The 386-nt window shown below is 65.8% G+C and carries 1 pseudogene; it reads left to right on the top strand.

Annotation, left to right across the window (positions count from 1 at the left end):
* Positions 1-213: pseudogene (locus RNB18_RS53395) on the top strand (glutamate decarboxylase); the annotation flags it as partial.
* Positions 214-386: the final 173 nt, after the last annotated feature.

Raw genomic sequence — 386 nt, 5'->3', positions numbered from 1 at the left:
TCGGAGGGGTTGCGCTCCTTCGGCTGGCAGGTGCCGGCCTACACCATGCCCGAGGGCGCCACCGACGTCGTGGTACTGCGGGTCGTCGTGCGCGAGGGGTTCTCGGCCGATCTGGCCCGCGCGCTCAAGGAGGACACGATCATCGTGCTCCAGCGACTCGACAAGCTCAAGCCGAGCGGCGCATTCAACGACCTGCAGCCGTTTGCGCACTAAAAGGCGCCTACCGGTCCGCTGATCTCCCCCGATACCTGGCTCTGGGACAATGGTCGGCGGTGATATGACATGCAGACGACCGAACTCGAGACATCGCTGAACCCGCACGCATCGCCGCAGGCGATGGTGGATCTCGGCGCGATCGGCCACAACGTCCGCCTGCTGCGCGAACA

This window comes from Streptomyces doebereineriae, assembly GCF_031845645.1.
Classification (GTDB): Bacteria; Actinomycetota; Actinomycetes; order Streptomycetales; family Streptomycetaceae; genus Streptomyces; species Streptomyces canus.
The sequence above is the reverse complement of the archived record's forward strand: the minus strand, read 5'-3'. Positions and strand labels throughout refer to the sequence as shown.